Origin of the sequence: Cohnella sp. AR92, assembly GCF_003990975.1 — a bacterium.
Classification (GTDB): Bacteria; Bacillota; Bacilli; order Paenibacillales; family Paenibacillaceae; genus Cohnella.
Genome location: NZ_RZJR01000005.1, coordinates 273088 through 293652, shown reverse-complemented (window position 1 = coordinate 293652; position 20565 = coordinate 273088). Strand labels below are relative to the sequence as shown.

The 20565-nt window shown below is 52.5% G+C and carries 18 protein-coding genes; 9 read left to right on the top strand and 9 right to left on the bottom strand.

The annotated features are described in order from the left end of the window. Positions 1–15: 15 nt before the first annotated feature. Complete coding sequence (locus tag ELR57_RS10140; RefSeq protein ID WP_126958941.1) at positions 16–1323, bottom strand: sensor histidine kinase; 1308 nt, start codon at positions 1321–1323, stop codon at positions 16–18. Beyond that, entirely contained in the window at positions 1311–2009 is a 699-nt protein-coding gene (locus ELR57_RS10135) for a response regulator transcription factor (RefSeq protein ID WP_126958940.1), read from the bottom strand. Before ELR57_RS10135 ends, ELR57_RS10140 begins: the two co-directional genes overlap by 13 nt. A gap of 146 nt (positions 2010–2155) precedes the next feature. Between ELR57_RS10135 and ELR57_RS28595 the strand changes: the two genes are divergently transcribed. Then, positions 2156–2491, top strand: coding sequence for a Spo0E family sporulation regulatory protein-aspartic acid phosphatase (locus ELR57_RS28595; protein ID WP_370452240.1), 336 nt, complete (start codon positions 2156–2158; stop codon positions 2489–2491). Here ELR57_RS28595 and tadA read toward each other — a convergent pair. Continuing rightward, the gene (gene tadA, locus ELR57_RS10125) at positions 2420–2890 is read right to left on the bottom strand and encodes a tRNA adenosine(34) deaminase TadA (protein WP_126958938.1); all 471 of its coding nucleotides are present in this window, start codon (positions 2888–2890) and stop codon (positions 2420–2422) included. The genes ELR57_RS28595 and tadA overlap by 72 nt on opposite strands. Positions 2891–3241: 351 nt before the next feature. Here tadA and ELR57_RS10120 point away from each other — a divergent pair, with 351 nt between their 5' ends. Together ELR57_RS10120 and ELR57_RS10115 are read left to right on the top strand one after the other, a co-directional pair. After that, positions 3242–3862: a hypothetical protein gene (locus ELR57_RS10120; RefSeq protein WP_126958937.1), complete on the top strand. Its 621-nt coding sequence runs from the start codon at positions 3242–3244 to the stop codon at positions 3860–3862. Between the two features lie 213 nt (positions 3863–4075). Then, positions 4076–4831, top strand: coding sequence for an NAD-dependent epimerase/dehydratase family protein (locus ELR57_RS10115; protein ID WP_126958936.1), 756 nt, complete (start codon positions 4076–4078; stop codon positions 4829–4831). A gap of 160 nt (positions 4832–4991) precedes the next feature. Here ELR57_RS10115 and ELR57_RS10110 read toward each other — a convergent pair whose 3' ends face one another. Next, on the bottom strand, positions 4992–5834 hold the full coding sequence (locus ELR57_RS10110) for a flagellar motor protein MotB (RefSeq protein ID WP_126958935.1): 843 nt from the start codon (positions 5832–5834) through the stop codon (positions 4992–4994). Beyond that, complete coding sequence (gene motA, locus ELR57_RS10105; RefSeq protein WP_126958934.1) at positions 5812–6621, bottom strand: flagellar motor stator protein MotA; 810 nt, start codon at positions 6619–6621, stop codon at positions 5812–5814. Before motA ends, ELR57_RS10110 begins: the two co-directional genes overlap by 23 nt. 266 nt (positions 6622–6887) lie before the next feature. Here motA and ELR57_RS10100 point away from each other — a divergent pair, with 266 nt between their 5' ends. Beyond that, positions 6888–7244 (top strand): TFIIB-type zinc ribbon-containing protein, encoded by a 357-nt coding sequence (locus ELR57_RS10100; RefSeq protein WP_126958933.1) that lies wholly within the window; start codon positions 6888–6890, stop codon positions 7242–7244. A 319-nt stretch (positions 7245–7563) separates the two neighbouring features. Here the strand turns inward: ELR57_RS10100 and ELR57_RS10095 are convergent, their stop codons facing one another. After that, positions 7564–9729 (bottom strand): DNA topoisomerase III, encoded by a 2166-nt coding sequence (locus tag ELR57_RS10095; protein ID WP_126958932.1) that lies wholly within the window; start codon positions 9727–9729, stop codon positions 7564–7566. 17 nt (positions 9730–9746) lie between these two features. Then, positions 9747–10253, bottom strand: a complete 507-nt coding sequence (locus ELR57_RS10090) for a GNAT family N-acetyltransferase (RefSeq protein ID WP_238162473.1) — start codon at positions 10251–10253, stop codon at positions 9747–9749. A 208-nt stretch (positions 10254–10461) separates the two neighbouring features. On the opposite strand from ELR57_RS10090, the gene ELR57_RS10085 reads away from it, so the two are divergent. From ELR57_RS10085 to ELR57_RS10070, 4 genes are all read left to right on the top strand, one after another. Continuing rightward, the gene (locus ELR57_RS10085; protein ID WP_126958930.1) at positions 10462–10896 is read left to right on the top strand and encodes a MarR family winged helix-turn-helix transcriptional regulator; all 435 of its coding nucleotides are present in this window, start codon (positions 10462–10464) and stop codon (positions 10894–10896) included. A gap of 65 nt (positions 10897–10961) precedes the next feature. Then, positions 10962–12242 (top strand): MFS transporter, encoded by a 1281-nt coding sequence (locus tag ELR57_RS10080; protein ID WP_126958929.1) that lies wholly within the window; start codon positions 10962–10964, stop codon positions 12240–12242. 78 nt (positions 12243–12320) lie between these two features. Beyond that, on the top strand, positions 12321–13550 hold the full coding sequence (locus ELR57_RS10075; RefSeq protein WP_238162472.1) for an MFS transporter: 1230 nt from the start codon (positions 12321–12323) through the stop codon (positions 13548–13550). 28 nt (positions 13551–13578) lie between these two features. Next, positions 13579–14442, top strand: coding sequence for a sulfurtransferase (locus tag ELR57_RS10070; RefSeq protein WP_126958928.1), 864 nt, complete (start codon positions 13579–13581; stop codon positions 14440–14442). 366 nt (positions 14443–14808) lie between these two features. Here ELR57_RS10070 and ELR57_RS10065 read toward each other — a convergent pair whose 3' ends face one another. Beyond that, on the bottom strand, positions 14809–15741 hold the full coding sequence (locus ELR57_RS10065) for a toll/interleukin-1 receptor domain-containing protein (protein WP_126958927.1): 933 nt from the start codon (positions 15739–15741) through the stop codon (positions 14809–14811). 733 nt (positions 15742–16474) lie between these two features. On the opposite strand from ELR57_RS10065, the gene ELR57_RS10060 reads away from it, so the two are divergent. Next, on the top strand, positions 16475–19021 hold the full coding sequence (locus tag ELR57_RS10060; RefSeq protein ID WP_126958926.1) for an NACHT domain-containing protein: 2547 nt from the start codon (positions 16475–16477) through the stop codon (positions 19019–19021). A 284-nt stretch (positions 19022–19305) separates the two neighbouring features. Here the strand turns inward: ELR57_RS10060 and ELR57_RS10055 are convergent, their stop codons facing one another. Continuing rightward, positions 19306–20532: an MFS transporter gene (locus ELR57_RS10055; protein WP_126958925.1), complete on the bottom strand. Its 1227-nt coding sequence runs from the start codon at positions 20530–20532 to the stop codon at positions 19306–19308. Positions 20533–20565 lie beyond the last annotated feature (33 nt).

Genomic DNA, 20565 nt, shown 5'->3' with positions numbered 1-20565 from the left:
GCAGGAGGCGGCAGCTTACAGATTTGTAAGGGAAGGTCCTGCGGAGCCGGAACGGTGGAGAGGAAGCGTTACGGTGAAGGAGGTACCTTCCTTCGGCCTGCTGGATGCGGAGATCAGCCCCTCGTGCTTCTCGATGATCGACTTCGCCAGCGGAAGGCCGAGACCGACGCCGCTTCCGGCGGGCGAGGACTGGTAGAACTTCTTGAAAATATGGGGAAGGTGCCGTTCGTCGATTCCCTCTCCTTGATCCTTCACCGAGATATGGGCGAACAACGGGGTGCGCTCGATCCGGATGGAGACCTGTCCGCCCTCGGGGCTGTGCTCGATCGCGTTCTTGACCAGATTCGTGAACGCCTCCGACAGCCATCGGGGGTCGTGAAGGAGCGTCAGCTCTTCCTGGGCGTTCACGACGAGCTCGACCATGCGTTGTTCCGCCATGCTCCGGAGCGGATCGAGCGCCGTCTCGATCGTATGGGAGAGGGAAGCCTTGACGGGAGCGAGCTCCAGCGCTTCCGCTTCCAGCCGGGCGATCTTCAGCAGCGTCAGGATGAGCCATTCCATCCGGTCCAGCTCGCGCCGGCAGGTATCGAGGAATTCGCGGGCGTCCTTCTGGCTCGTTCGGGGATCCTGCAGAAGCTCGACGTAGATCGTGAGCGAGGCGAGCGGAGTCTTGAGCTGATGGGAGATATCCGCCACGGTATCCTTAAGCAGCGACTTCTCCTTGTGAAGCTGGGCGATGGTCTCCTGCAGACGAAGGGACAGCTCTTGAACGGCGTGGGAGAGCAAGCCCAGCTCTCCGTCTTCGTAGAGGGGCTTGTCCATCGGCGCATTCTGCTTCACCGAATTCTCCAAGGAGATGGCCAGCCGGCGAATATGGCGGTAAGGGCGATCGTAAACCCGAAGCAGCAGCGCGGCGGATAGAAGGACGAATAGACCTAGCGCAATGGACAGCGTCGCCCAGAGATTCGTTCGATAGCTCTCGACGATCGGAAGGACGGCGGGGTCGACCGACCTCGTCAAGCCGTAACGAGCCGCCAGCTCCCGGCCTCGTTCCCGAATGGCGGAGTCCCCGGAGGAATTGTCCGCGAACAGCCGGGGCAGCTCCGAAGCGATCTCGGGGTGGCCGGCGGCGATCGTACCGATCAGCTGTTCGTCCCGGGCGAGCCATTCTCGCTTCAAGCGCTCTCCCTGATAGCGGCTGAAGGCCCAAGCAAACAGCATGAGCAAGAGCGCCGAGACCAGACAGACGACGGCCAACCGGCGGATCCCGGGATTGCGCCACACCTGTCCGAAGCTTCGTCTCGACTCGTTTAGCCGTTCCACCGGTAGCCTGCCCCCCGTACCGTTATTATTTTCTGCGGATCGTTGGGCTTATCCTCGATCTTCTCGCGCAGGCGCCTGACGTTCACCGCAATCGTGTTATCGTCCATATAATCGCTGCCCTCCTGCCAGAGCTGCTGAAGAATCTGCTCCTTGGACAGGACGGCCCGCGGGTGATTCATGAGCAGCGACAGCAGGCGGAACTCGGTCATGCTAAGGGAGATTTCGCGGCCTTGCTTGGTCACCCGCATCTCCTGAGGGTACAGCATCAGATCCCCGGACGGAATCGACGCCGTCTCGCTCTGCGTGCTTCGGCCCGTGCCCATGTGATGGCGCCGAAGCACCGCCTGGATGCGGGACAGGAATTCGCGCAGCCGGAACGGCTTGGTGATATAGTCGTCGCCGCCCAGGTCCAGGCCGCGGACGATATCCAGCTCGCTGTCGCTTGCCGTCAAGAAGACCACGGGGGTGTCGGATTCTTGTCTCAGCCTGCTGCAGAAGTCGAAGCCGTTCCCGTCGGGCAGCTGGACGTCGAGGACAAGCAGGTCGAATCTTGCGTTCTTGACCGCGGCCTCGGCTTCCGCGATCCGCCGCACGCCGACCACCTCGTAGCCTTCCTGGCGGAGCGTAAATTCGATGCCTCGGTGCAAGGATTCGTCATCTTCGACAAGCAGCAAACGTGCGGTCATCGCATACACTCCTTTACTATCGTATTAGCGGCATTTATTAATTCCGCGGTAATAGTTCCCTCGCACCAAAATTGTCGGAAATTGAGAGAAATTAAAATGATTGGCTCGACACGGTTCTACATCAAAGGCCGTAAATATATCATATAATGAGTCTAGATCACGGATGCTATCGCTGTGTGACGAATCTTCTAATACGAAAGGAGCGGCCAGAAGCCCCAATGGATAATTCACTTCTCATCCATCGCCTGAAGATGCTGCAGAATAGGCTTTATGACATGGCGAACCACCTGGGTAATCTGACCGACCCGGAAATTGTCGCAGTAAGCGAAGAAGCTGACCGATTGATTGTTCAACTCCAGAGAAGGCGCATGGAACAAAGAAGAAGCAGACAACCTATGAATGCAATCGTTTTATTTGCGGACGCGAAGCCGCCGGAAGAAATCGGTCAAGAGCATGGCGCATTGTTCCTGAAGCACTCCTGAAGTCCACTCCGTCATATGGTTAAAGCGGTTGTCGCGCAGAAGATCCATCAGCGTGCCGACGCACCCAGCCTTCGGATCGGCGGTCCCGTACACGATTCTCTCCACGCGGGACTGGAGAATAGCGCCCGCGCACATCGGGCAAGGTTCAAGCGTTACATATAAGGTACAGCCCAACAGGCGCCATGCGCCGAGCGACTCGCTCGCTTGGCGTATGGCCACCATCTCGGCGTGGGCGGTCGGATCATGCGTCGTCTCCCGGACATTGTAGCCGGAGCCGACGATCTCGCCGTTCCGAACGATTACCGCGCCGATGGGCACCTCCCCGATCTCCTCTGCCATTCTTGCTTGCTTAATCGCTTCTTGCATCCACTTCTCATCTTCGAGCTGAAGATCTATCATTCGTTCTGGCTCCTTTCTGTTTTACCGCGAACGTGTATTCGTTGTTAACATGGTGTGCACAATTTTGTGGATAACCTCTTCGTTGTCCACATAATTGTGCACACCATGTTATTATCTGTGGGTAAATTGTGGACTCGCTAGGGAATAACCTGCCAGAACCCAGACAGGACAAGGCTTGAAGCCTATTCGGTTATCCACACCCCTATGGGGATGACGGGATGTGCGTACCGTGAATATGTGGGTATCCGCGCGTTGTTGTATAAATTGTAACAGAGAAGGACCGAAGTGCAAGTAAGGGACTCCCTCCGAATAGAATGAGAAGAACAGACTCAGCCGAGTGGGGGGACAAGCATGCTTGCTTGGGAAGAACGGCGCTATCGGACCGAGGATGGGGGCGATCCGTCCGGCAAGACGCCGATTGCGGGCGAGGCGAAGGTGAGCGCCGAGGAGCTGGAACGGTACGCGGAGAGACGGCAGCTTCGGATCGGAGCGGGGAGCGCGGAAGCGTACTTGGCGTTCGGAAGAGATTACGGCATTCGGGGGGATGTCGCCTTCTGCCAAGCCCTCTACGAGACCCGAATGCTGTCTTCCCGGCGAATCGTCCCGCTCTCGGCCAACCGGCTGCCGGACTTATGGGGAGTGGCGGGAAGAGACGAGCTATGGACCGATCGATTCGTCGAGGAGCATATCCGGCTCCTGTACGGCTTCTCGACGGAAGCGGACCTGCCGGCTAGGCGAACGAAGGAGTTCGGGCGTTCGGAAGAGCGCCTGCTGATGCTGGAGGAGCTTGGCTGGCGCGGGAAGGCGCGCTTCTGGGAGGAGCTCGGCGGCATGTGGTCGTCCTCCGCTTGGCATTACGGGCAGGATATCGCGGCGATCTGGAGGAATCTATCGCTGTGGGCAGGAATTCGCAAGGAACGTATGGAACGAGATAGGAAGAAGACGGCCGCAGTCGCGAATGGCGAAGGCTGAGGGGCTCGAAGGACTAGAGACTTGAAGGTCGAGGAACTTGAAGGTCTAGAAACTTGAAGGTCGGGAAACTTGAAGGTCTGGAAACTTGAGAGCAGAGAGACCTTTAAGGCAGAGTCCTGAGCAGGCCGAGAGGTTTGAAAGCTAAAGGCTTTGCCGCAGGCTGCGCAAGAGCTCGAGGCCGTCGAACCGAAATAGCAGGAGGACAGGAGACCGATGGCCGAATCCAGGCAAACAGGCAAGACCGCGGTTGTAATAGGCTCGACCGGATTGGTGGGCGCCCATCTCGTTCGGCGATTGCTCGACGATGACCGGTACCGCCAGGTCATCTCGCTTGCCAGAAGAGAGACCGGCTCGAAGCATCCCAAGCTTAGAACGCTTGTCCTCGACTTCGAACGGATGGCGGAGACGGGAACGATCGAAGAGCTGGAGAAGCTGGCGCGGGAAGGAGAGGCGCCGGAGGATTGGTTCTGCGCTCTGGGAACGACCATTCGGGTAGCGGGCTCGCAGCAAGCCTTCCGCCGCGTCGATTACGATTATCCGTTGGCCTTCGGAAGGCTGGCGAAGAAGCTTGGAGCCGAGCGGGTTCTTCTCGTTACGGCGATCGGCTCCTCCGCCGAATCGAAGGTGTTCTACAGCCGCGTCAAAGGCGAATTGGAGAGGGATCTCGCCGCGCTCGGCCTGCCGGAGCTCGCCATCTTCCAGCCTTCGCTTCTGATGGGCGAACGTCAGGAGTTCCGGCTTGTAGAGAAAATCGCCGCCGTCGTCATGCCGGCTCTGGCTCCCGTCCTCTCCGGGCCGCTGCGGAAGTATCGAGCGGTGAGAGGCGACGATGTCGCCGCCGCCATGGTAGCCGTCGCGAACGGCTCAAGCCAAGGGCTAGCTCATGCGCAGGGGAAGGCGTTGACCCCTTCGCCGGTTCGCCGGGTAGCGAACGACGAGATTCAGCGGCTCGCTAAACGGAGTACGTAATCGGAAGGAATCGGGCAGCCGGACATCACGCACGCATGGAGTCGCAAAAGCATGAGCAAGAGCAAGAGCAAGAACAAGAGCATGAGCAAGAGCAATTACAGAGCCATAATAACAAGAAGGGCTGCCGATCGGCAGCCCTTCAACTTGCTCTTGCGTTCGATTAATTGGAAGTCGCGGTCGTTGCCGGAGCATTCGCTTCGCTGGAGATGGCGCTAAGCACCGTGTTCTCCGCCGAGGTATCCGTATACTTCCGCAGAATCGACACTTCGACGCGGCGGTTCTTCGCGCGTCCGGCATCCGTGGCGTTCGAGTCCACGGGGCGGTATTCGCCGTAGCCGATGAAGCTGAATTTCTTCGGATCGAACGATTTGTTCTGGAGCAGCACTTCCATGAAGTTAAGCGCGCGCTGCGAGCTGAGCTCCCAGTTGTTCTTGAACTCGTACGTATTGATCGGCTGATTGTCCGTATGGCCGGAGACCAATACCTCGTAATCCGGATACTTCTGCAGCATCAGGCCGATCGCGACGGCGAGCTTCTCCGCGGCAGGCTTGACGTCCGCGCTGCCCGAGGCGAACAGGGCGTTGTCGCGGATCGTGATCATTAGTTGGGACTGATTGAGCTGCGTCTGCAGCTGCGTGACCAGCCCGTTCTTCTTGATGTACTGGTCGAGCTCCTTCTTCAGGTGCTCCAGATCCTGCTGCTCCTGCGCCTTCAGCTTCTCCTGCTGGGTGCGGATGCCGAGCTCCTCGTGGCGCTGCTTCTGGCTCTTGCTCGCCTCGTCGTCCGCTTCGATCATCGCGCTCTTGTCCAGAATGCTGATGCCGGATGAGAACGCGTTGTTGAACGCCTTGCTCAGTTCCTCGAGCTTCGAGGTGTTGACCGAGCTCGCCGCGTACAGAACGATGAACAGGGCGAGCAGAAGCGTCATTAAGTCCGAATAAGGCAGCAGCCAGGATTCATCCGCGTGTTCTTCATGCTCCTCATGCCGATTCCTTCTGCTCACGAGACGCTTCCTCCTTCTCGGCCAAGCGTTGGCGCTCCGTCGGGGTCAAGAAGACGGACAGCTTCTGCTGGATCGCCGTCGTGGAGACGCCGGATTGAATGGAGAGCAGGCCTTCGACCATCATCAGGCGCAACTCCACTTCTCTCTTGGAGAGGCGCTTCAGCTTGTTGGCCATCGGATGCCAGAGGACGTAACCGGTGAAGATACCGAGAACCGTCGCAACGAAGGCGCCGGCAACGGCGTGGGCAAGCTTCTCCATCTCATCCAGGTTGCCGAGAGCGGCGATCAGGCCGATAACGGCGCCGAGTACGCCCAGCGTAGGGGCATACATGCCGGCTTGGGAGAAGATCTGCGCGCCCGACTTATGCCGGTCCTCGGTCGCGGAGATGTCCTCGAGGAGCACGTCCCGCACGAAGTCTTGGTCGTTGCCGTCGATGATCATCCGCATGCCGTTCTTGAGGAATTGATCCTCGATCTCGTCCACCCGTGCTTCCAGGGCGAGCAGGCCTTCGCGGCGGGTAATCGAAGCCCATTCCATGAACATCGTGATGACTTCTTGCTTCGAGATCAGCTTCTGTTCCTTGAAGATGATCTTGAACAGCTTAGGCAGCTTGGCCAGGTCGCGGCTCGGGAAGGCCATAACGACCGATGCGGCGGTTCCGATCAGGATGATAACATACGCCGCAGGGTTGGAGATAAGAGACGTTATCGGGGCGCCCTTCAGGATCATCCCCACAATCAGAGCAAAAAACCCCAGAATAAGCCCGATTATCGTTGAGTTCTTCATTCGTACACCCCAGCTTGTCCAGTGATTATGTAGCGTGGCTGGTTTGTCACTCGCAACCGACACGTTATTAGAGTTATCGTCATGTTTAGCCGAAAGATTTAGAGAGAAGACCCCATTTTCGCAAAAATGACACGCCCATGCTTGCGAGCCTAGACGGGGCTTGGGATGTCGAAGGAGGAGTTCGCCCGGGCTTACGATCTTCTGAAACCGTAAATGATTCCAGGCGTAGATAGGAACACTACGATCCAAAGGAGGGTTCCTAACGAGTGAATTGCCCGGTATGCAACGACAGCCGAATGAGAGAGGTCGAGAAGAACGGCGTTCTCATCGATATCTGCCCAAGCTGCAAGGGAGTCTGGCTGGATCGAGGAGAGCTCGATAAGCTGATGAGCGAGGTTCGCGAGGTCCGCGAGGAGTACAACGACTGGTATTACCAGGATAAGCCGCCGCGGCCGGTCGGCCAGGAGCGCAGGTACGATTCCAACGGCTACAACAACCAAGGCTCGCATAATAACCAAAGCTCCTACAACAACCACGGATCTTACGACAATCAAGGCCACTACAATAATAAGCACAAAAAGAAGCGCAGCGTCATGGACATGTTCGGAGATTTGTTCGATTGATTCTCGGTCGTACCCCTGCGGCGCCAAAATAAAAAGGGATGTCTCCAAGTCATTCGGCTTGGAAGGCATCCCTATTTGATTCGCGGACTGATTATCAGCCTCTCCCGCAGCTCTAACGGAACTGTAAGCCCTTATTGCCCGCAAAAACGGTCATTTGAAAATCTAACGGAACGTACAGCCCTTATTTTGTTAAAATCAGTCGATTACGCTTCAAACCCCAAAAATAACGTCGCTGAGTTCCGTTAAATGATGATATCCGCTTTTTGGGGAGGAATAAGGTCGCTCAGTTCCGTTAGAATTCTAGGCTTTTATTCATGCGCTATTCGTCCTTCTTCTTCATGGCCGCCAGAAGAGCATCGCCAAGGCTGTTGCCGGACGGCGCGCCGCTGTCGCTGAACTTCTCGATCAGCTTGCGCTGCTCGTGCTTGCTCGCGCGTCCGCGCGGCTTGTCGCCGACCATCTCGATGACGTTGCATGCCTTGCATTGGAAGAACTTGCCCGCCTTGCCGTCGCGAATCTCCATCTTCTTGTGGCATTGCGGACAGCGGTGATTCGTGAGCGCGGGCTCGGCGGAGCGGCGGTAATCGCATTCGCGGTCGGAGCACACGAGCGTCGTGCCTCGCTTGCTCTTGACCTCCTTAAGAGGCTTGCCGCATTCCGGGCAGCGATAAGCCGTCAGGTTGTGCGGCTTGTATTCCCGCGTCTCGCGCTTGATCTCGTCGACCCACAGCTTCGCCCGTTCCCGGATTCCGGCCATGAACGCTTGCGGATTGCCGTTGCCCTTGGCGATTCGCTCCAGCTCGGATTCCCATTCCGCCGTCATCTCGGGGCTGCGAAGATCGTCCACCACAAGCTCATAGAGCTGAGTGCCTTTGCCCGTGGGGGACAGACGGTTCTGATTGCGGGCGATCGTGTCGGTCGAGACCAGCTTCTCGATAATGTCCGCGCGGGTCGCGGGAGTGCCCAGCCCGTGCTTCTCCATCCGAGAGAGCAGGGCGGCTTCCGTATAGCGTCCGGGAGGCTGCGTCCGCAGCTCCCGGGAGCGGCAGGCCTTCAACGGAAGCGGCTGGCCCGCGGCCAGCTCCGGCAGACGCTGGGAAGGCTGAGCATCGCTACGCTCCGCGCCTTCCTCTTCGTCGTTCCAGTCGTCCTGGCTTGAGCTTCCCGGCGTTCCGGAGGAGGCGTACACTTCCTTCCAGCCGGCGTCCTTCTCGATCCGCCCCTTGGCATAGAAATGATCGCTTCCGACCGACAGAACGACCGACGTCTCGTCATACCGGTAAGGCGGATAGAACAGCGCGATGAAGCGGCGGACGATCAGATCGTACAGGCGCCGCTCGTCGTTCGACAGCGCCGACAGGTTGACGTACTGCTCCGTCGGAATGATCGCATGGTGGTCGCTTACTTTGCCGTCGTCGACGAAGCGCTTCGACACGGGAAGCGTTCCTCGCAGCAGTTTTCGGGCCAGCGGGGCATAAGGGCCGATCGCGATGCTGTCCAGCCGGCCCTTCAGAGTAGGCACGATATCGCTGGAGATATAGCGGGAATCGGTGCGCGGGTACGTGACCAGCTTGTGCTGCTCGTACAGCTTCTGCAAGACGCTCGACGTCGTCTTCGCCGAGAAGCCGAGCCGCTTGTTCGCGTCCCGCTGCAGCTCGGTCAGGTCGTACGCCTGCGGGAACGGCTCGCTCTTCTCGGTCGTCTGCAGCTTCGACACCTTGGCGATTCCGCCGCTCACCCGCTGCGCGACCGCCTGTGCCTGCGCCTCCTCCCATACCCGTCCGTCATGGCCGTCCTTCTCGCGCCACATCGCTTGGAAGGAGCCGAAGTCGGCCGTTACGGTCCAGTACGGCTTCGGCTGGAACTCGCGGATCTCCTTCTCGCGATCGATCAGGATCGACAGCGTCGGCGTCTGCACGCGCCCGGCCGCCAGCTGAGAGTCGTACTTCGTCGTCAGCGCGCGCGTGACGTTCAGGCCGATCAGCCAGTCCGCCTCCGCGCGGCATACCGCGGATCGGTAGAGAGAATCGTACTGCTTGCCCGGCTTCAGGTTACGGAAGCCTTCGCGGATCGCCTGGTCGGTCTGGGACGAGATCCACAGCCGCTTGAACGGCTTGCGCCAGTTCACGAGCTCCATGATCCAGCGCGCCACCAGCTCTCCTTCCCGTCCGGCGTCGGTCGCGATGATGAGCTCATCGAGATCGTTGCGCTTGCACAGCTGCGCGACGGCGCGGAACTGGCCGGACGTCTCCTTCATGACCTTGAGCTTCATCCGTTCGGGAAGAATCGGCAGTTCCTCCAGGTTCCAGGTCCGGTACTTCGGATCGTAATCCTCCGGCTCGGACAGCGTGACGAGGTGGCCCAGCGCCCAGGTCACGACATGGTTCGGTCCTTCGATGTAACTCCTATTCTGTTGTGTGCACCCGAGCACCCGAGCGATCTCCTTCGCTACGCTCGGCTTCTCGGCCAGTACGAGAGCTTTCATTTTGCCATAACTCCATTCTATTGAATCTTGTCTTTCCGCAGGGTCATGCAATAGATCGTCACGGTCTTGTGGAAGGCCTGACGCTTGTATTTGTCGGTGATGACGAAGCCCGATCTCTTATAAGTACGGATCGCCCTCTTGTTCCAAGTCTCGACTTCCAGGTCGATCTCCGAATTCGGGGACCTTCTCGCGGCTTCGCGCACGATCGCCTGGGTGAAGGCCGTTCCCCAGCCGCGGTCGCAGCAGTCGGGATGAAGCCCGAGTCCTAACCGGACAACCCCCACCATCGGGAAAAACTGCGCGTAACCGATCAGCCGCCCGCGTTCGTCGCGAATCGACGTATATTGCTTGGCGCGGATGTGGGGATCGCCGAATTCCTTGCCTTGCGCGACCATCTGCTCCCAAGAGGGCCAACGATACAGGTCGTACGGCGGAGGGTAGCGCCATTCGGCAATGTCCGCGCCATCTTCCTCCGTCATCGCGCTGAAGTGGAATTCCGGGATGATGGCTGCTGGTCTGCTCATCGGTTCTCCTCCTTTGCTTGCCATGACAGGCGAACTCAATACTAACAAGATAACACAGACGGCGGAACCAAGGATACCGATGCAAGCCCTATACGAGCTCTATGCAGGCCCTATGCGAGCCTGGACAGGATCAAGAAAAAACCTATTGACAATTGGAAGTCATAACCATATATTCGTTGTACATACAAAATAGAAAGAAGGCCGGAGCATGAAAGAAGCGGACGATCATTTTCTGCACGAGTGCCTGTTCTTCACGGCCAATCGGCTGGGCCGCGCGATCACGAAGATGGCCGAAGACGCCTTCGCCCCGACGGGACTGAGCCCCATGTACGGCTACTTGATTCGGCTGGTGGTCGGCACTCCGGGCATTACCCAGAAGGAGCTGGCGGAGAAGCTGTCGGTCGCGCCGTCTACGCTGACTCGCTTCGTCGATAAGCTGGAGATCCGTAAGCTCGTGGAGCGGAAGGTTCAGGGCAAGACGGTGCTGGTGTATCCGACGGCCAAGGGAGAGGGCATGGTGGAGACGATCAAGCAGGCGTCCAGAGACCTGCACTCCCGTTACGACGGGATTCTGGGCAAGGCGTTCGCGACGGAGCTCTCGAAGCAGCTGGTATTTACCAGCGGGGAGTTGGAGAAGGGCTGAAGGCGGGCTTTCTCCTGCGTTGTATTTTGGCTGTACAAACAAAATAGAAAATTAGGAGTGGAGTTATGAACAGCCTTCCTCAATCCGAACGGTCTCCTCGGACCCAGCCTCGATTCCATTACGGTTGGGTCGTCGTCGCCATCACCTTCGTCACGCTGCTGATCTCCGCCGGCGTCCGATCCATGCCGAGCATCTTCATGCTGTCGTTCGAGAAGGACTTCGGCTGGAGCCGCAGCGGGATCTCGAGCGTCGTCTCCCTCGGGATCTTCCTCTACGGCTTGGTCGGCCCGTTCTCGGCTGCTTTTCTGGAGAAGTACGGCATTCGGCGCGTCCTGATTTTTACGATATCGGGGTTGGCTGCTGGGCTTGCGGTTACTCCTCTGATGAACGCGCTGTGGCAATTCGAGCTTCTCTGGGGGCTCATCGCCGGCATCGCGACCGGCTTCATGGCGAACGTGCTGGGCGTAACCGTGTCGAATAAGTGGTTCGTCAAAAGAAAGGGGCTCGTCGTCGGCATCCTGACCGCCAGCGCGGCGACCGGACAGCTGTTGTTCCTGCCGCTGCTGGCGAGAATCACGGTAGACGCCGGATGGAAGTACGCGGTGTATACCGCCGTAGGCGCACTCGCGATCCTGCTGCTGCTCGTCGTCTTCTTCATGCGCAACCATCCCTTCGACATCGGAGCCGCTCCCTACGGATCGGACGAAATCGTGCAGCCGGTCCCGTTCACGGGAAACATTTTCCTCGCGCCGCTGCTGGCCCTTCGTTCCGCTCTGAGAAGCAGGGCTTTCTGGCTGCTGGCGGGAACCTTCTTCTTCTGCGGCTTCTCGACGAACGGCCTGATCGGCACGCACCTCATCCCGGCCTGCGGCGATGTCGGGATTCCCGAGGTGACCGCGGCGAGCCTGCTCGCCCTGATGGGCTTGTTCGATCTCGCCGGAACGACGCTGTCGGGCTGGCTCTCCGACCGCTTCGACAGCCGTTGGCTGCTCGCCTGGTACTACGGCCTGCGCGGCTTGTCCCTGCTGTTCCTGCCCTATGCTCTCCACACCGGACCTCAGCAGCTTCTTATTTTCAGCATTTTCTACGGGCTTGATTGGATCGCCACCGTTCCTCCGACCGTCAAGCTGGCCGCGCAGGAGTTCGGCAAGGAGCGCTCCGGCATGATCTTCGGCTGGGTCGTCGTGGCTCACCAGCTCGGGGCTTCGACGGCGGCTTATGGAGCGGGAGCGATCCGGGATTGGCTCGGCACTTATTCCACCGCCTTCGTCTTGGCTGGATTCGTCTGCTTGATCGCGGCCCTCATGTCCACCCGTATCGGCAAGAAGCGCATCTTCTCGTCTTGAATGCGGCAGATCATGGTATACTCTAAGTTGCATGACTAGAGTGGGATTGGGCTGAGAGGGAAGGGGTTCTGCGGCGGGATGTCTCGGATTATTTTCTTGGGATGCATGGCGTATCTGACGATCGGATTGGGCGAGCTCGCGATCGGAGCCGTTCTGGAGCCGATGATCCATGCATACGGAGTGCAATACAGCGATGGCGGTCAGCTCGTGATGAATCAGTTCCTCGGAGGACTGGTCGGCACGCTGATTGCGCCATTCTTAATTAAGAGGCTAGGGAGAAAAAGCGTCCTGCTAGCCGCGTTCTTGCTCATGGCCATCATGGAATTCATCTTCATGGCGGAGCCGGCGTGGTCCGTGATGCTGATCGTGGCACCGCTCACGGGACTTGGGTTCGGCATTATCGAAGCGATGATCGGCGCGCTCATCATTACTTCGACGGGAGACAAAGCGAATGTCGCGATGAGCCGTCTAGAGACTTGCTTCGGCTTGGGGGCGCTGATCATCCCGTTCGCGGGCGCGGCGCTGATCGAGGCGGGGCAGTGGAAGCTCGCGTTCGGGCTCGTCGGCTTGCTAGCCGCGGCGACTTTGGTCCTGTGGGCGGCCTTCTGGCCGACCGAATTGCTTGGAGATAGAGGCAGCGCGAAGGATCGCATGGTCGAAGAGAGCGCGGGAACGGCTCGGGGATCCGCGAAGCCGGCCTTCCGCTTGGCGGGACGCTTCCGCATTCTGCTGGCGGTGTGCGCGTTGTACTTCTTCGTTTACGTTGGCCTGGAGATGAGCTTCGTGCACTACCTGCCGTCGATGCTCGTTCAGGAGAACGGCATATCCGACGCGACCGCGGCCATGTCCATCAGCGCCTTCTGGGTCGCGATGACGATCGGGCGCATCGTCGCGGGGCACATCGCGGACCGCATCAGCGGGGCGATGTATCTGTTCTACGGCTGTTCGATCGGGGCCGCGTGCTTCCTGTTCATGGCGCTCACCGGCGGCGTATCGGCGATGTTCGTCTTCACCTTCATTGCCGGCCTTGCGATGTCGGGCTTGTTCGCCATCGCGCTCGTCTTCACGAATCGTTCTATTCCGGGCGTGAGCGAACAGACGGTGACCAGCCTTCTGATCGCCTGCGGCCTGCTCGGCGGCGCCCTGCTGCCGAAGCTGATCGGCTGGGCCTTGGATCAATATGACGTTCCGACGACGCGATGGATTTTCTTCGCGTTCTCGGCCGGCATGATCCTGATCGTCCTGGCGGCGGTCGCGCTCGCCCGAAGCAAGAAGCGCGCGGATTCTCCCGCGCATTCCGCTATTTAAGTGATATCTATAGAGAGGATGGATTCCAATGAAACATATCGTGTCTAGAAAATGGCTGCTCGCCCGCCTATACGAATCGGACCTGGTCATCGTGGATTGCCGCTTCGTGATGGGCCAGCCGGATGCCGGCCGCAACGCTTACGAGGAGTCCCATATTCCCGGCGCGGTCTATCTGGACTTGGAGCGGGACTTGTCCGCTCCCGTCGAAGAGGACGGACATGGCGGCCGCCATCCGCTTCCGGACGCCGCCGAGCTTGCCGGCCGCCTAAGCCGCGTCGGCATCGGCAACGATTCCCGCGTCGTCTGCTACGACGACCAAGGCGGCGCCATGGCGTCCCGCCTGTGGTGGCTGCTGCGCTATCTGGGGCATGAGAACGTGTTCGTCATGGATGAAGGCTTCAGCGCTTGGGTGCGCGAGGGCTTCCCGGTGAACGCCGACCAGAAGGTGCTCATTCCGGCAACGTTCCTGGCGACCGTGCAGCACAACATGCTGGTCGAGATGGACGAGGTTCGCGAGTCGCTCGGCAGCGAGGACCGCGTGCTGATCGACTCTCGCGAAGCTCCTCGCTACCGCGGCGAGGTCGAGCCTCTGGATAAGAAAGCTGGACACATTCCCGGCGCTCGGAATAAGTTCTGGAAGGGTGCGCTGGATGAGCAAGGCCGGTTTAAGGATGAGGCTGCGCTCGCCGAGCACTACGCCGACCTTCCGCGCGACAAGGAGCTCATCGTCTACTGCGGCTCCGGCGTCACCGCGACTCCGAACGTGCTCGCGTTGAGTGAAGCGGGCTTCGAGAACGTGAAGCTTTATGCGGGAAGTTGGAGTGATTGGATTAGTTGGCAAGACAACCCGATAGCCATCGGGGACGAGGAGAAACCGAAGGGCATGTGGTAGTTACGAATGCTGAATACATCGTCGCGTGGCACACTGGCCCCGGCGATGTATTTTTTATTCCTCGAAGTCAACACGGAGTCAACAATTGGATTCTGAAAATACTTACAGAACGGGTAAATCAAACACTCGCTCGTACTTCCAACAAAACGTTGTATAGACAGACAAAGGGACGGAATGCAACACCACAACGGTGTTGCAAACCCGGCCCCTATAATTGGATCCAAGCAAATAAGTCAACAGCTCGAGCAGCAATGCAAGCAATCAACACAAGATCAACAGAGTTTCACAACTAAAATGTTAGCATGTTTTGGATGTACCTTAATATAATTTAACTCTCCATGACAAACCTTGAATTCCAATGAAAATTTATTTTTTAATTGAGCTTAATAAAGTAGAAAGGTTCTTTAATAATTCAGGGTCGAAGTCACTGGAACTTTGATTCATAAAAGAAGAACCGGTATCTATATTCCACTGTTGAAAAGCTTCTTTTACTTCTGCCCATTCAATTTTATCCTCAAAGGCATTTAAATAAAATTCTCCAAATGATATTGCATGTATTCTATTTGAATTTCTGAGAGATTCAACCATAAAGGATTTACCCATAAGAAATAAATACCTTGTGATTGCAAGTAATAAAGAGAATAAAATAACTCCAAATACAATTGAACTTAGTTGACTAATTAATTCAGTTTTATTGTTTACGTATTGCGGTCCTTTATTGATTAAATAAAAAAAACTTGCGATTAAGATACCAATTGAAAATCCATAACAGAGAAAAGATAAAATTTTATTGTTTCTATCAGCCCTTTTTAGCCTAGCCATGGAATCAGCTATATATTTTGCTGAATTTTTTCTGACTTCTTCTTTTTCTTCTCTTTTAATGTCTGTCTTTGCATGTTCTCTACCTAGGATATTTTGTATGGTAGGAATTAATTTATGCGGAATGAAATTCTCGTTTCTTGATGCACGAATATGCAAAAATGATTTAATTGATTCTGGGACTCTAACGTTATCAAAAACAATGGGTATTACTTTGGGCTTTGCTCGTTCTTGATAATAGCCGATCGCAGTTGACATTTCATATATTACCCATTCCGAGTTAATGGAGCTTTCAGTGAGAATAGGCAATACAAAATCGGAATCTTTGATTTGATTTATGATTTCATCAGCTATATTTGTTCCCAGAACCATTTCATCATTTGAAAAGTAAACTCTATTACCTAAATTTTCAAGACTGTCTTTAATGAGACGCGCTAGTTCTATATCATATTGAGTATACGAAATAAATACTTTTGCCATAAGCCCACCCTATTAATATTGGAAATAAAACACGTGCTATAAATACTTTATTTCGACAAAAAGCGGTAAATCCCTTTTGGTGGAAACGAGTGAATTTTTTAGATGTACGCAAACCGAGTTTGAAAGAAATACTTGTGGCTTCGTTGGAGCTATCATTTCACAAAGAGACAATAATCTAAGCTATCTTCATGGAGGCTAAAAGGGAACCTAAAGTAAATCCGACAGCTGGAGTGATTGGATTTCGTATAGCGAGAATCTAATCTCTACAGGGAACGAAGAGGAACGAGAAGATGGCTAGTCGCTAGTAGTACTCTTTCTATGAATATATCGCCATGCGCGTTTAGAGCCCTGGCGGTGTATTTTTTATGCACCGAGGTCAACAAGAAGCCAACAAGGATTTTGGAGTCACTATCAAAAAAAGATAAAATTGAACTCTAGTTAACATCCCCACGGCCTAAGTATACAAAGTAAGAGTCGAAATACCCACCATAGCGATGTATTTTTACAGACCATAAGCTGAAGTCAACAACCAAAGTGTTTACTGATATATGATCAACAGAAAATCAACAAGAAAAAACAAATAGAGTTTAGAACGAACTAGACTTTTATCAATTTCTGATATTAAAGAACAACATCTAACTAAAATGCCCCTTTTTTTCTCAAAATAGGAAGGGTTGTGTCGATAAATGTCGTAATAGATGTATATTGAGTAAATGTGGGGGGCGAACGAAAAATGTATAATACAAATATTGATGGATATAAGGTATTATTCTACATCGAAAATTTATTGAGAGACTACATAGTAAAATATTTATCCGAATCAAAATTGCCTACACATATTCGCAAAGATGCTGAAAAAAATGCCGAAAACAATGGAATTATATTGCCACTAAAATATAATGAGTTGCTTCAGTTTCTTCATATTGGACAACTTTATGATCTAATTAAGTCCAAAGATTTTAAAGAATTTAAGAATAATACAGTAGATAGAATCGATATATCGTCATTAGTAAAACGTAGAAATAATATTATGCACTCAAGAATAATTTCTGCCGAACAATTCGACGAAATGACAAAGTTAATCGACAAGCTTATTCTGTTACTTGATGATCATGATTTTTTAAGTCTATGGAATCGCTTCATAAACGATGAAATAAACGATTATTCTGTACCATTACTTTTTGTCGAATATCCTTTAGGTAAAAACTTTAATTCACTGATTGGTCGCGGACAAGAATTGCTAAATTTAAAAAAAGCGATTGACATCCCCACACCCGTTTCCATCATACGTCATGGAGGAGTAGGAAAGACAGCACTAGTTCTACAACTTATAGAAGATCTTTTGTACGCACCTAATAGACCATTCGATAGAATCTATTTTATGAGTTTTAAAAACACGGTCTTTAACAATGGTCAAATAAAGAAATTGGAGAAAGTCATTTCCAACCATAGGGATCTGATTTATACACTAGCTCAATACATGGAAATTGACTCGACTGAGCTAGGCTTAGACGAAGTTGAGACTAAGGTGTGGGAAAATATGTTTTCTCACAAGTCTCTGTTAGTTCTAGATAATTTAGAAACTGAAATTGTAAAAAGCAACTTAGCTGAGTTTACAAAAGTTGCTGATTTATTTTTGCGAAAATACACAAATCCATCAAGATTAATAATAACAAGTCGTTATGGACTCGGGGATAGGGAACAAAAGTTTCCATTATTTGAGTTCGATCTTAATAGAACCAAGGAATTGGTCTATATGTATATGTTAGGATCGGAGGAGAAGCTTAAAAACATTTCACATGATGATTGGGAATGGGTACAAAAATATACTCAAGGTAATCCTGGGCTGATTATTTCTTTTTGTAATACATTTAGATCAACTAGAAAGAGCTTAATGGACTTAAGAGTTGAATATGACTCGAAATATTCTGCGGAAGCTCGTGAGTTGCATGATAACCAAGATACTTTTCTTGAGTTTTGTTTTGAAAATACAATTGAAAGTATGCCAAAGGAGTCACAAATTTTTTTATCCGCACTGTGCTATTTGTGTGATGAAGCCAAGATTGATGAAGTTAGCGAGGAGCTCTTTTCATTCTTAATTGAGGAGATTAAGTTTGAAAGATTAGGGTTGCATAATTTAAGACCTGCTAATTATGTGAATATCGGTTTTTTACAGCCAATTATTGGTTCTGACAAATATTTTGTTAACCAGTTATTTATTGAATATTTAAACGGAAATTATGCTGAAAATAAAAATATTTTTACTGTGTTTGATCTAAAAAAATCTGAATGGTTCATCATTCTTAAAAGTATTAGATCGGTTATAGTGGATATACAATTTGATGAAGCGTTATCGGTAGGGCAGCTTATAGCTAGATTGCTAAAGGCGAAATACAATCAAACGGCAGATGTAAGCTATTTATACAAAGCTTTTATCAGTGACTGCAATTTGGAAAATCTGGTTTATTACTATGACAAAGCTCAACCTTCTGAAGCTATTAGAGATATTCAACTTCTTGATAAGGTCCGTTCGGTGGTATTACAAAACAAGGAGCTAGTCTTACAAGAAAGAGCTGCAAAACGCTTGGTTCAATGTTTATTTGTTATTAATCAAATGATTAAAACAAAGGTGACTAGGGATCTTAGACAGTCAGATCTTAATGAGTATTTTAATCATCTAGAGAAGAAACTTTGGTTATTCCGTTCAAATAACCTATCCCTAGAATTACGAAAAAAAGTATGTGAGTTTTTAATTAGCATCAATTCATTAAGTCGTGCGGAACATTATTTAAGCAATTATCAAAGTGTACTGCCCAATGTTACTTTTGAACTCTATACTAAAGCTTTGGGGCATTTAGCTAATAGCGATAAAGAACAAGATAAAGTGCAATGTGAAGAATATGTTAGTAAATGTAACTCGATATTGGCAAGCAATTCATTAAATTTATCGAAAACAGGAAAAGCCCGCTTTTATATTTTTTCTGCAAGATACTTTATGGATCAAAACCCCAAACGCGCAATGGATACTGTAAAACTCATTGATAAATTTCCTATAGATAATAACTCCATTTACAGTCTTCATTTGGAAGCATTAATAATCAGAATTCAGTGTTCCTTTGTAACAAGAGAGAAGAAAAATATCATTTCTGACCTAATTGAACAATTGAAAGCACTAATGGGGCAACGTATGTATCAAAGTTTATTCCCCAAAAAGCGGCAGACTTTTATTGAACAGTTAGGTAGAATTGAAAGGCATTTCAGAAGTTATAGAAGCAGTTAGCTGATGATTACTTTTAAATAGAGGTACAAGAGCGACAGTCTCACCTCGGACGGCACTATTTGTTGTGACTTGATGTAAGTCTGAACGTCTCTCGAAGTCAATTCTACAGCTGGAGCGAGTGGATCTCGTATGCGGAGAATCCGGTGGCTACGGGCGAAGAGTAAGAACCGAGAGCCCGCGTCGGACGCAGGCTTGGGGGCTGTGACAGATGGTGGGCAAGTGACCTGTTGCAGTCCTCTTTGGTGTTCTCGTTTGCACGCCGTTCTTTGTATGAATGATTCGCATTATGCCGCAGAACGTTCCCTGTGACCTTTGCTTCGGAATAGCGGGATCATAATTAGGAACCCAGCAAAAAAGCAGCATCCGGCAAATTCGTACACAACGGTAAGAGAAAGCATATTTTTCAACACACCTGCAAGACCCATCATAAGAAGCATCGCTCCAGTCATAAGCGGAGTGCGGATTCCCATTACCCGACCTATAAAGTTTTGATCGGTATGCTGCATGACCAAGGCGCTGTTTCCGACAAAAATGGCTGGTTGCAAAAGAGCAATCATGAATTGGGCCGTCATTGTAAGCCAAATCTCGGTAGACAGCCCTGCTAAGATGATCCCGGAACCATTGACGAGTAAGCCGATCATGAGGAAACGTTGCGGGGCAAACTTCGCCGCCAAAGCAAAAGTTACGATTCCTCCAACAATTTCACCCACCCCATACGGTATACTGACCCATTGCAGTGCCTCTGCAGGCAAATCTAACTGTTCCGTAACGAGGAAGACGTTCAGTGGAGATATTAACCCGACTCCGAGTCCAACCAACGTGAAGCATAAGGTAAGCTGCAAAATCAACTTATTGGCAAAGACAAAACGAATGCCGGCCGTCATTTCGCGAAGCAGCGAAGATTTGTTGGTCTCGCGGTAATTGGATGGATTTTGATCAGACGGTACGAAGAACAGCGCAAGGGCGGATAGTAGAAAGCAAGCGCCAGTCGTTAATATGGAGACTTCTATTCCGAATTGCTGATATACCAATGTTCCCAGGATTGGTCCAAGTACCATAAAGACCGATGTTACGGTTTGCAGTAAAGACATACAGGATTGTGCTTCTTCATCACGTACATGATTCTTAAATAGCTTCATGCCTGAAGGCTGTGCAAACTGTGATAAAATGGAGGAGCATAAAGTTGCGAGAAATACGACCTGCCATGTTCCGACTTCCAGTACAGCAAAGACAAGGAATACGGATAATGAACTTAATACCTCACACCATACCATCGTCTTTTTGGGCCGCCATCGATCCGCGAATACACCGCCAATGAAAGAGAAAGTGAATATTGGCGCATATTCCGCAACCGAAATCATGGAAACAGCAAATGAATCCCCGCCTGTTACCTCCATAACATACAAGAGAACAGCAAAATTACGAATCCAAATGCCCATCTGAGAAAACAGAGTTGAAATTATAACTGCTCGAATAAAGCTGCTTTGAAGCAGTTGGATGGGGCCTGACATTTATGATTTCCTCCCTCGTCATTTATTCGAATA

Coding starts and splice junctions, on each gene's coding strand:
- ELR57_RS10135 (WP_126958940.1), bottom strand. CDS start 2,009: ATGACCGCACGTTTGCTGCTTGTCGAAGATGACGAATCCTTGCACCGA.
- ELR57_RS28595 (WP_370452240.1), top strand. CDS start 2,156: ATGAGTCTAGATCACGGATGCTATCGCTGTGTGACGAATCTTCTAATA.
- tadA (WP_126958938.1), bottom strand. CDS start 2,890: ATGATAGATCTTCAGCTCGAAGATGAGAAGTGGATGCAAGAAGCGATT.
- ELR57_RS10120 (WP_126958937.1), top strand. CDS start 3,242: ATGCTTGCTTGGGAAGAACGGCGCTATCGGACCGAGGATGGGGGCGAT.
- ELR57_RS10115 (WP_126958936.1), top strand. CDS start 4,076: ATGGCCGAATCCAGGCAAACAGGCAAGACCGCGGTTGTAATAGGCTCG.
- motA (WP_126958934.1), bottom strand. CDS start 6,621: ATGAAGAACTCAACGATAATCGGGCTTATTCTGGGGTTTTTTGCTCTG.
- ELR57_RS10095 (WP_126958932.1), bottom strand. CDS start 9,729: ATGAAAGCTCTCGTACTGGCCGAGAAGCCGAGCGTAGCGAAGGAGATC.
- ELR57_RS10090 (WP_238162473.1), bottom strand. CDS start 10,253: ATGAGCAGACCAGCAGCCATCATCCCGGAATTCCACTTCAGCGCGATG.
- ELR57_RS10085 (WP_126958930.1), top strand. CDS start 10,462: ATGAAAGAAGCGGACGATCATTTTCTGCACGAGTGCCTGTTCTTCACG.
- ELR57_RS10080 (WP_126958929.1), top strand. CDS start 10,962: ATGAACAGCCTTCCTCAATCCGAACGGTCTCCTCGGACCCAGCCTCGA.
- ELR57_RS10075 (WP_238162472.1), top strand. CDS start 12,321: ATGTCTCGGATTATTTTCTTGGGATGCATGGCGTATCTGACGATCGGA.
- ELR57_RS10070 (WP_126958928.1), top strand. CDS start 13,579: ATGAAACATATCGTGTCTAGAAAATGGCTGCTCGCCCGCCTATACGAA.
- ELR57_RS10065 (WP_126958927.1), bottom strand. CDS start 15,741: ATGGCAAAAGTATTTATTTCGTATACTCAATATGATATAGAACTAGCG.
- ELR57_RS10060 (WP_126958926.1), top strand. CDS start 16,475: ATGTATAATACAAATATTGATGGATATAAGGTATTATTCTACATCGAA.
- ELR57_RS10055 (WP_126958925.1), bottom strand. CDS start 20,532: ATGTCAGGCCCCATCCAACTGCTTCAAAGCAGCTTTATTCGAGCAGTT.